The organism is Rothia sp. HMSC072B04, from assembly GCF_001813725.1.
Classification (GTDB): Bacteria; Actinomycetota; Actinomycetes; order Actinomycetales; family Micrococcaceae; genus Rothia; species Rothia mucilaginosa.
The window spans coordinates 154,946-165,542 of record NZ_KV813803.1 but is presented as its reverse complement, the minus strand read 5'-3'; the positions used below and the strand labels follow the sequence as shown (position 1 = coordinate 165,542).

The window sequence follows — 10,597 nt, the reverse complement described above, 5'->3', positions numbered from 1 at the left end:
GCGCTGAAGAGGGGGCACTCCCCCGCGAGCATGAGCACGAAGCCGCTTATGCCCTAGCCTCCGCGTCCTGAACGCACATGGGATAATCGCCCTATGAGTTTTTCTTCTGTTGAGTTCACGCGTGCACCTGAGGTTTCGGCTGAGTTTACGGGCAGGGTGCGCGGCCTGTTGTGTGCGTCTGCGTTGGGTGATGCGCTGGGTTATCCGTTGGAGTTGTTGTCGGCTGAGCAGATTGCGGAGCGTGCCCCTAAGCCGTGGGAGTCGGCGTTTGGTGAGCTGCTGGTCAGTGATGATACGCAGCTGATGTGTTTCACTCTGGATGGCCTGACGGAGGTTTTGGAGTGGAATAATGAGGGCGCGGCGGCGGATGAGTTAGCGTGTCTGTGGTTGGCGTATTTGCGGTGGTTCCGCGGTATTGGTGAGGTTCTGCCGGAGTCTGCGCCGTTTTCGTTGGATCGTGAGATTGATGGTTCGTCGGAGTTGACGGCTCGTCGTGGTCCGGGTGCGGCAACGTTGCGGGCGTTGGGTTCGGGTGAGATGCAGTTGGTGTCGAAGTCATTGACTCCTGATGCTTTGGGTAGTGGCGCGTTGGTGCGTTCGGCGGCGTTGGGTGTTTTGCCGGTGGCGCAGGAGCGTACGGTGGTTTTGTTGGCGGTGCGTGCGGCGGCGTTGACCCATGGGCATCCGGAGGCGTTGGCTTCGGCGGCGGCGTACGCGTTGCTGATTCGTGATCTGTTGGCGTCCCCCTCCGGTTCGTTTGACGCGTTGCTGGAGTCGGCGCGTCGTGTGCTGTCGTGGTGTGGTTCGGTGGCGGCGGATGATTCGATTCCGGGTGATGCTTCGCGTACGGCGGCGGCGCTGAGTCGTGCCGTCGAGCTGCTGGAGGGCGGTACGGTGCCGGTGCCGGAGGCTGTGGCGGAGCATTTTGGTACGGGTTGGACGGCGCCTGAGCTGTTGGGTGTGGCTCTCTGGTGCGCGGCGGATGCTGTGAAGAGTCTGTCGGCTGATGCTGATGATGCGACGGTGCGTGGTGCCCTGTTTGAGGGGTTGTGCCGTGCGGTGTCGGTGGATTCGGATTCGGATTCGGTGGGTGCGATGACGGCGGCGTTGTGGGCGGCGGCTGGTTTCCCGGTGGGTGGCGATGAGGCTGATGCGTGGTCGGAGGCGCTGGGTCGTGTGCGTGGTTTGGATCAGGTGGAGGCGGTGGCGGACCGCTATCTGCGCCAGCTGAGCCTGTAGCGGCGCTGAACCTCAACGGCGCAGCGGACATGCGTAATGGCGGAGGCCCCATCCTCAAAGCGCCTAGCCCATTCACTTATTGGGGCGCCGCAGAGGGGGCACTCCCCCCGCAAGCATTGTCCGCGAGCCGACTGTACGGAACTGCATAACGTGCATCGCCCGCAAAGCCAACTTGACATACTCAGCCCTTGTGGAACTGAACTTTGACGGCGCAACGGACATGCGTAGCGGGGGCTCCGTCCTCAAGGCGCCCCGGCGCCGCAGAGGGGGCACTCCCCCGCGAGCATCGTCCACAAGCCGTCGCTCCAACCGCATATAAGTAGCAGAAAAGGCTCTCCGGTATGTCGGAGAGCCTTTTCTGTATGTGCTAGAACTAGCGAAACTAAACCTTACGGCGTAGCCGGTCACGCGTAGCGGGGGCTCCGTCCTCAAGGCGCCCCGGCGCCGCAGAGGGGGCACTCCCCCGCGAGCGGGAACCGGTGCGCCGTTGTTGGTAGTCGGAGTACTAGTCCAGGTAGTCGCGCAGTACCTGCGAACGCGACGGGTGACGGAGCTTAGACATGGTCTTCGACTCAATCTGGCGGATTCGTTCGCGGGTCACGCCGTAGACCTTGCCGATTTCGTCGAGGGTCTTGGGCTGGCCGTCGGTCATGCCGAAGCGCATTGCGACCACGCCGGCTTCACGCTCGGAGAGGGTGTCGAGCACGGAGTGGAGCTGTTCCTGCAGAAGGGTGAAGGACACTGCGTCTGCGGGGACGACTGCCTCGGAGTCCTCGATGAGGTCGCCGAATTCGGAGTCGCCGTCTTCACCGAGGGGGGTGTGCAGGGAGATGGGTTCGCGGCCGTACTTCTGGACTTCGATGACCTTTTCGGGGGTCATGTCGAGTTCCTTGCCGAGTTCTTCGGGGGTGGGTTCGCGGCCGAGGTCCTGAAGCATCTGGCGCTGCACGCGGGCGAGCTTGTTGATGACTTCTACCATGTGCACGGGGATGCGGATGGTGCGGGCCTGGTCTGCCATTGCGCGGGTGATGGCCTGGCGGATCCACCAGGTTGCGTAGGTGGAGAACTTGAAGCCCTTGGAGTAGTCGAACTTTTCGACGGCGCGGATGAGGCCGAGGTTGCCTTCCTGGATGAGGTCGAGGAAGAGCATGCCGCGGCCGGTGTAGCGCTTGGCAAGGGAGACGACGAGTCGCAGGTTGGCTTCGAGCAGGTGGTTTTTGGCTCGCTTGCCGTCGTGGACGACCCAACGCAGGGCTTTCTTGAGATCTTTGTCCATGTCGGGGTTTTCAGCGAGCTTGTGTTCGGCGTAGAGGCCTGCTTCGATGCGCTTGGCGAGGTCGACTTCCTGCTGTGCGTTGAGCAGGGAGACTTTGCCGATTTGCTTGAGGTAGTCCTTGACGGGGTCGGCGGTTGCGCCGGGGGTGACGACGCGCTGTGCGGGTGCGTCGTCGTCGTCGTTTGCGGTGAGGACGAAGCCGGAGCCCTTGGCTGCTACTGCTTCTGCGGCCTTCTTTTCTTCTATTTTGGCTGCGGTTTCTTCGTCTTCTTCGTCGGTTTCGTCTTCGCCGTCGGTGGTTTCGAGTTCTTCGTCGAGTGCGAGGTCGAATTCGTCGTCGCTCTTTTTGCGGCGGCCACCGGTCTTGCGCTTGGTTGCGGTTTTGGTGGTGGTTTTGCGGGTGCGCTTGGGCTTGTCTGCCTCGGTTTCGGCAGTAGTTTCGGCAGTGGTTTCAGCACCGGTTTCGGCGGTTGCGCCGGTGGTGTCTTCGGTTGCCGCTGCGGCTTTGGTGGTTGCCTTCTTGGTGCGGGTGGTCTTGGTGGTGGTTTTTGCGACGGTTTCTTCGGTTGCGTCGCCGGTCACGGTCTTCTTGCTGGTTGCAGGTGCCACTAGAACCCTTTCTGGCTTGTGGTGGGGTGTTTTGTTTGCAAAACACCTAAGACCCTGTCAAGTCTGTGCTGGCGTCCTCGGTCGGGGTGTTTGCTGCGTTTATCCGGTTTAACGCTGTGGGGGCGGGTTTTATTCCGCGTGCGTTGGGCGGTTTGCAGGGTTCCGTTGCTCGTTGTGTGGAGCGGTTTGAGGGCGCGTTATAGCGCATTGACTGTACGGGGTCAATATATAAGTATTGCAGATTTTTGGTTGCTTTCAACTTGACGCGCTGTTTGGGTGGCTTGTGGGCCTGGTTTTGGGTGAGTGCGGCTGTGTGCGGGAGGGGCGTGCCCGGCGGCGCCCCCCTCCCCTGCTTTTGTTGTTGGTTTATTCCTTTCTGGTTTTATGCGCTGGGCTTTCGCGGTTTGAGGGTGCTGATGGGTTCGCGGTGTGTTCCGGGTTCGCCGCAGATGGTGTATTTGATCCAGGCGGGTAGGTTGCCTGCGTTGAGGTGTACATCGAGGATGTTGAGGTCCTTTCCGAATGTGTGGCGGTGGGCTTCTTGGCGGAGCATGCGGGCGTAGGTGCTGTAGCCCTTGTACCAGTTGGCCCAGGCTTGGGTGTTGCGTAGTTCGGCGTATTCTCCGTCGGTGCTGTGGGGTGTGAGCAGGCTGGTGAGTAGTTCGAGTGCGTTGAGGCGTGCCCAGTGGGGGCTGTCTAGTTTTCCTTTGAGGGCGTTGAGGTAGTGGGTGTAGACGGCGTGGTGTTTGGTGAGGTATTCGCTGTTGGTGCAGCTTTCGTCGATTCGTTGTTTGAGGTTTTCGAGTTTGTTGTGGGCGTTGTGGTCTTTGGGGTGTTCCTCGAGGCGTGGGAGCAGGTCGCGGCTGATGGTGTTGAGTTCGGCGGCGCTGGCGAGGTCGGCGGGGGTGAGGTTTTCGAGTGCCCAGCCGTTGAGGTTGGTGTGCTGGTTGCTGCGGTTCTGTTGAATGCTGCGGCTCTGCTGAATGGTGCGGTGGGTGCGGCGGATCCAGTCTTGCCATTGCACGCATTTTTCGGGCACGGCGCGTACGTGTGCCTGTTCGGTACCGGGTGTGGCGCTGAGTGCGTGGGTGAAGCTGGCGGGGATGTAGGTTTTGCGGGTGATGCGGGTGCCGTAGCGGGGTGGTTCGAGCGGCGCGCGGTCGGGGCTGGGGTATTCGCCGCCGAAGGCGTGGTAGGTGTATTGGGCGGAGTAGTGCAGGTAGGCGAGCGCTTTTTGGGCGTGGTTGAGCCCGTAGCCGGCGAGGTAGGTGAGCATTTCGGCGGTGATGGGGTTGAGGGTTGCGGGTGCGATGGAGGCGCGTAGGTGCCCGGCGATTTCGGCGGGGATGAGTTCGCGGAGTGCGTCGCCGATGGTGGGCGCGTCACCGGTGATGGGGTTGCCCGCGTTATCGACCGGGTGGGTGGTGAGCAGGTGCGCGGCGGCGTTGATGGCGGCGTCCCAGTAGCAGAGGTCGATTTGGGCTTGGCGGTAGATGGTGCGAATGTCCTGGCGGCGGGCTTCATCGTTCCGGGTGGTGTTGGTGCGGGTGTTGTCCCAGAGTTCTACGGCGTTTTCCCAGTCGTGGCGGATTTCGGGGTTGGTTGTGGGGTCGGTGTCCCAGGGGCTGTGGGCGTAGTTGTGCTGGGCGGTGTCGGCGATGGTGTCGCCGTGGCGGGTGAGCCAGGTGTAGTAGCCGCTGTGGTGGATTTCTTCGATGGGTGCGAGGAGGGTGAGGGCTTGCTGTTCGGGGTTGAGTGCCCAGATGCTGGCGCCTCCTGCGTAGATGACGTCTTCGCAGCGTAGTTCGCTGACGATGCGCGGGTCGTGGAGCAGGTGGAGCCAGGTGTTGATGTTGATTTGGGTTTCGAGGTCGTTATGGATTTCGTCGATGGTGGCGAGCTGGGCGGTGTCGGGGTTGAGTTGGCGTTGGCGTACGGTGTTGTCGCCGTCGATGATGATGGCGTAGAAGCGGGTGAGGGTTTCGCCGTTGTGGCTGGTGGGGAGTTTGGTGAAGGTTTCGTGGAGGAAGTCGGCGCGTTCGGGCAGGGTGCAGGGTTCGTCGGGTAGGTTGACGCGCAGGCTGGGGCCGAGGGTGTTGTCGGTTGCGGTGAGGATGATGAGTGAGTGGTCGGGCCAGTAGCCGTGCTGGTGGAGGGCGCAGCTGAGCACGTCGTATTCGTTGCGGATGGGCGGGGGCGTGTCGTAGCCGCTGTTGGGGATATTGCCGTTGGAGATGTTGCCATTGGGGATATTATTTGCGTTCATGCCTTCACGGTGGCATGGGTTGCGCGGGTTCGGGGTTAAACGAATAAATCTGTGGATACTTCGGTTCATGTGTCCGAAGGTTCCACAGATTTATTCGTATTGTTCGTTTGTTTACCGGGGTTTGTCCACAGCGGCGCGGGGTGCCGCGTCATAATTTGTCACGCAATATCTGTCAGGCACTATCTGACGGGCGGTATCCCCTACTGCGCACGCTTTACTGTTCGTCGAGGAACCGCTCGAAGAGCGCACCAATCTCGTCGCGGCTGGGCACGTTGTGCGCGTCGCGTCGCGAGAGGGGAACCGCAATGTCGGAGGTGCGGAAGTTCTCGTCGTAGTTCTCTTCCATGGTCGTAATCATGCGACCAATTTCGGGGTTCTGCTTGACCTGATCGTTGATCTGGCTGTGCACGTGGCGTGCGGCTTCGCGCAGGTTCTCGGTGGGTAGGGAGAGGTGCGCCGCCATGCCCACGTGTTCGAGGGCAGTGAGGGTGCCCTGCGGCAGGTCCGCCTCCGAAATGTACTGGGGAATGTTCACGCCGAAGCCGACGGTGTCGATTCCGTTTTCGGTGAAGAGCACTTCCAACAGGTTGGTGACGGTTGCGTGCACGTCCGCGCTGGGCTTCCACGGGGAGATGCCGCGAATCAGGTCCTTGCGGGAGCCGTGCGCGGTAATCGGGAAGGGGCGGGTGTGCGGCACCGGCATGGGGAATGCGGAGACCAGCACGACCAGGGAGGGCTTGACCCGCTGGGCGATGGTCAGCACCGCCTTTTCGAAGCGCTGCCACTGCAGGTCCGGTTCGGCACCGGTGAGTAGCAGGAACGGCTTGTCGAGGCTGTCTTCTACGGCGTAGAGCTTCAGCTGCGGGTATTGCGGCTTTTCGAAGTGGTCTTTTTCGTAGCGGATGTAGGGGCGGCGGGCGCGATAGTCGTGCAGCTGGTCGCTGTCGAACTCGACGATTTCAATGTTTTTGAGCTCGCTGAGCAACACCTGCCCGAGCTGACCGGCGGTGGAACCTGCGTCTTGCGGGCTGGAGAGGGCGATGACGAGGGTTAGCCCGTGCATCCTGGGGTCGTCCAATATTTTGGTGTTGGCTAAGTAGAGATCTTCGGGGTTGAGCATTACGCCTCCTCACTTCTGTCTGGTTCGCGTCGCGTTCGGGTGGGCTTAGTGTTTTCTGCCGGTACCCGAGGTGTTGGGGCGAAGGGGCGTCTTCTGTTATCTGACGCTTTCCGTAGTCTTTCATTTTATGCCACTACTGCCCTGTCTCGACAGTGCGCGGGCTTTTCTCACAGTAGGTGAACTTGTTTGATGTCTCGTCGACGTTCTTAAGAGGTTACAGCTCGGCTTCTTGTGCGTTTTTCTGCCCTGCAAGCTGTTTGGGAGTGAGAGCTGAACCTCACGCACTCCTACATATCCGTGTAGAGTAGAAGCAGTAGTCCGCGCGGCTTTGCGCGGCGGTATTCATCCTCACTCTTCGAGGGCCTACAGTTGAGTTTTTCGGGCGCGAGGATGTGCCCCGACTATTTTGAGAAGACATACGCAAAGGAGTAACGATGTCTCTGTCTCTGTCTATTCACAGCACCGACCTTGAAGCGCTCGAAGCTGACGTTCTGGTTCTGGGCGTTCTGAAGGGCGCTGACGGTGCGTACCTGGCGCCGAGCTCCCTGTCTGAGGACTCTGTTGAGGGTATTAACGAGCTGCTGGAGGCGCTGGGCGCCTCGGGTGCCCCCGATCAGCTGCTGCGTCTGCCCGGTCTTGAGGACACCGGTGCCGGCATTGTGGCGCTGGCGGGTCTGGGCTCTGATACTGCTGAGGGTCAGGAGCGTTTGGACGCTCTGCGTTACGCTGCTGGTTCTGCGGCTCGTCAGCTGGTTGGTTCCGCTGAGGAGATTGCTTTCGATTTCGGTGTTTCTTCGGTAGAGGAAATTGAGGCTATTGCTCACGGCGCTGTGCTGGGTAACTTCGTTGAGGAGGGCCTGCGCGGCAAGACTCAGGACTCGATTAAGGAAGAGATCGATTCCATTCTGATTGTTTCCTCGATTGACCAGGAAGAGGCTGAGGAGGCTCTGGTTCACGCCCTGGTTCTGGGTGAGACCGCTAAGGACGCTCGCCGCCTGGTGAACCTGCCTCCGTCGCACCTGTACCCGGAGACTTTCGCTGAGTTCGCTGCTGAGGTCGCTGAGGATTACGCAAACATTGAGATTGAGCTGTTCCACCACGACCGCCTGGCTGAGGAGGGCTTCGGCGGCATTTCCGGTGTTGGTCAGGGTTCGCCCCGCAAGCCGGTTCTTGCCGTTGTGAAGTACACCCCTGAGAACCCGAAGGCTCACGTGGCTCTGGTCGGTAAGGGCATCACCTTCGATACCGGTGGTAACTCGCTGAAGCCTGCCGCTTCGATGATGACCATGAAGTGCGATATGGCGGGTGCCGCATCCGTTCTGAACGCTGTGCTCGCTTCTGCTGAACTGGACGTTCCGGTTGCTGTGACCGGTTACCTGTGCCTGGCTGAGAACATGCCCGGCGGCCACGCACTGCGCCCGGAGGACATCATCACCATGCGTGATGGCCGTACCGTTGAGGTTCTGAACACTGACGCTGAGGGCCGCCTGGTCATGGCTGATGGTATTGCTCTGGCTTCTGAGTCGAACCCGGACGTCATCTTGGATATCGCTACCCTGACCGGTGCCGCTATGGCTGCTCTGGGTCTGCGCACCGCGGCTCTGCTCGGTGACGAGGAGATTCGTGACCGCGTGATTGCAGCCGGTGCTGCTGCGGGTGAGTCTTACTGGCCGATGCCGCTGGAGTCCTACCTGCGTAAGAGCCTGGAGTCCCCGGTCGCTGACATCAAGAACATTGGTTCCCGCTACGGTGGCGCGCTGACTGCGGGTCTGTTCCTGAAGGAGTTCGTGGGCGAGGGCATCCCCTGGGCTCACCTGGATATTGCGGGCCCCGCGTTCAACGAGGAGGCACCCTACGGCTTCACCCCGAAGGAAGGTACCGGCTTTGGTACCGCTACCCTGGTGAACTTCATCCAGTCGTACGCTAAGTAGCCTGTAGCTTTACTGGGCGCGCGGCATCACTAGGTACGTGTCCGTGCGCATCCACCAGCATAGACATCTGCCAGCATAGAGCTGATCAGAGGAGGGCTTTCCGGTATTTCTACCGGGGAGCCCTCCTCTGCGTCTGTTCTCGGACACGTTCTGTGCGACCGCTGTGGTGGTCCTGCCATCTGACTGTTCCCTGCCATCTGACTGTTCTATGACGCGCCGCTTTTCTTGAGTGGTGAAAAATTTGCGCTGTTTGGGTGATTAATCGGCTAAAACCGCCCTGAGTGAACTTAAACGACCGCCAACGGGGGTATTGTTGTATTAAGTGTTTTTCTGCGTACGCGGAGGGGCGCGCGATTTTTTGTAAGTCGCGGGCCTTTCGCGCATGCTGGGGAACCTACCAATAAATTGGTAAAGAACTCATTGCAGGGGTCTTTAGCCCCCACAACTATGCAAGGGAGCAATATCGTGGCTCAAGAATTCGACATCCTCATCCTCGGCGGCGGTTCCGCTGGCTACTCTGCAGCTATTCGCGCACGCCAGCTAGGCTTCACCGTCGGCCTGATCGAGAAGGAAAAGGTCGGCGGCACCTGCCTGCACACCGGCTGTATCCCCACCAAGGCGTACCTGCACGCTGCTGAGCTGGCTGAAGAGGCACGCGAGGCGTCCAAGGTTGGCGTTAACGCTGTGCTGCAGTCCATCGAAATGGGCAAGGTTCGCGATTACAAGGACGGCATCGTCTCCGGTAAGTTCAAGGGTCTTGCAGGCCTGCTGAAGATGAAGGGCATTGAGATTATCCCCGGCGAGGGTAAGCTCACCGCTCAGGACACCATCACCGTCGGCGGTGTTGAGTACAAGGGTAAGAACATTATCCTGGCATCCGGTTCGGTCTCCAAGACCTTCGGTCTGCCCATTGAGGGTCGCGTTCTGACCTCCACCGAGGCACTGGAGATGGACTACCTGCCCAAGAGCGCTATCGTGCTCGGTGGCGGCGTGATTGGTTGCGAGTTCGCATCCATGTGGAACGCTATGGGCGTTGACGTCACCATCATCGAGGGCCTGCCGAACCTGGTCCCCAACGAGGACCCGGCTATCATCAAGGTTCTGGAGCGTGCGTTCAAGAAGCGCGGCATCAAGTTCAACACCGGCACCCTCTTCGAGAAGGTTGAGCAGGACGCTAACGGTGCTAAGGTCACCCTGGCTGATGGCAAGGTCTTCGAGGCAGAGATTGTTCTGGTTGCTGTTGGTCGTGGCCCGAACACCGCAAACATGGGCTACGAGGAGCAGGGCATCCCCATGGATCGCGGCTTCGTTCTGGCTAACGAGCGTCTGCACACCGGTGTGGGCAACATCTACGCTGTTGGCGACATCGTCCCCGGCGTTCAGCTGGCTCACCGCGGTTACCAGCAGGGTATCTTCGTTGCAGAAGAGATTGCTGGCCTGAACCCCACCGTTGTTGAGGACATCAACATCCCCAAGGTCACCTTCTGTGACCCGGAGATCGCTTCCGTTGGCTACTCCGAGCCCAAGGCTAAGGAGAAGTTCGGCGCTGAGAACGTTGAGACCGCTGAGTACAACCTGGCTGGTAACGGTAAGTCCGCTATCCTCGGTGCTACCGGTATCGTGAAGGTTGTCCGCCAGAAGGACGGCCCCATCGTTGGTGTTCACGCTATTGGTAAGCGCATGGGTGAGCAGATTGGTGAGGCTCAGATGTGGGTTGCTTGGGAAGCATTCCCCGAGGACGTCGCTAAGTTCATCCACGCACACCCGACTCAGAACGAGTCCCTGGGTGAGGCTGCAATGGTCCTGAACGGCACCCCGCTGCACAGCGCATAAATTTTGCTGACTGGCGTTAGCGCGTCAGCTTAGTATTGACGACCGTTGGTCGTTAGCGGTTGCCGGGCGTATCCGCTGAACAACGCCCCTATCCGGATGCGCGTCGACGTGCTTCGATGCATGCGGCGCGCATCCGGGTCGCCGCTCACATTTTTCTAGTTCAAGCATTCACAAGGAGAACGGGAAAGATTATGTCCCACACCGTAGTACTGCCCGCACTGGGCGAGTCCGTGACCGAGGGTACCGTTACCCGCTGGCTCGTTGAGGTCGGCGACACCATTGAGGTTGACGCACCCCTGGTTGAGGTTTCCACCGACAAGGTT

At 60.2% G+C, this 10,597-nt stretch carries 7 protein-coding genes; 4 read left to right on the top strand and 3 right to left on the bottom strand.

Annotated elements, in window-relative coordinates:
* The first annotated feature begins 93 nt into the window (after nt 1-93).
* A complete protein-coding gene (locus HMPREF2928_RS05115; RefSeq protein ID WP_070687534.1) occupies nt 94-1,239 on the top strand; it encodes an ADP-ribosylglycohydrolase family protein in 1,146 nt (381 codons plus the stop codon).
* A 505-nt stretch (nt 1,240-1,744) separates the two neighbouring features.
* Here HMPREF2928_RS05115 and HMPREF2928_RS05110 read toward each other — a convergent pair.
* The 3 genes from HMPREF2928_RS05110 to HMPREF2928_RS05100 form a co-directional block, all read right to left on the bottom strand.
* Nucleotides 1,745-3,124, bottom strand: a complete 1,380-nt coding sequence (locus tag HMPREF2928_RS05110) for an RNA polymerase sigma factor (RefSeq protein ID WP_070505981.1) — start codon at nt 3,122-3,124, stop codon at nt 1,745-1,747.
* Between the two features lie 382 nt (nt 3,125-3,506).
* A complete protein-coding gene (locus tag HMPREF2928_RS05105) occupies nt 3,507-5,390 on the bottom strand; it encodes a metal-dependent hydrolase (protein ID WP_070634769.1) in 1,884 nt (627 codons plus the stop codon).
* Between the two features lie 214 nt (nt 5,391-5,604).
* Complete coding sequence (locus tag HMPREF2928_RS05100; protein WP_005505492.1) at nt 5,605-6,510, bottom strand: PAC2 family protein; 906 nt, start codon at nt 6,508-6,510, stop codon at nt 5,605-5,607.
* Between the two features lie 434 nt (nt 6,511-6,944).
* On the opposite strand from HMPREF2928_RS05100, the gene HMPREF2928_RS05095 reads away from it, so the two are divergent.
* The 3 genes from HMPREF2928_RS05095 to HMPREF2928_RS09255 all read left to right on the top strand — a co-directional run.
* Nucleotides 6,945-8,441, top strand: coding sequence for a leucyl aminopeptidase (locus HMPREF2928_RS05095; RefSeq protein ID WP_070634770.1), 1,497 nt, complete (start codon nt 6,945-6,947; stop codon nt 8,439-8,441).
* A 447-nt stretch (nt 8,442-8,888) separates the two neighbouring features.
* A complete protein-coding gene (gene lpdA, locus HMPREF2928_RS05090; RefSeq protein WP_070634771.1) occupies nt 8,889-10,274 on the top strand; it encodes a dihydrolipoyl dehydrogenase in 1,386 nt (461 codons plus the stop codon).
* 191 nt (nt 10,275-10,465) lie between these two features.
* On the top strand, nt 10,466-10,597 hold a 132-nt coding region (locus tag HMPREF2928_RS09255), incomplete at its 3' end, for a biotin/lipoyl-containing protein (RefSeq protein WP_304009770.1).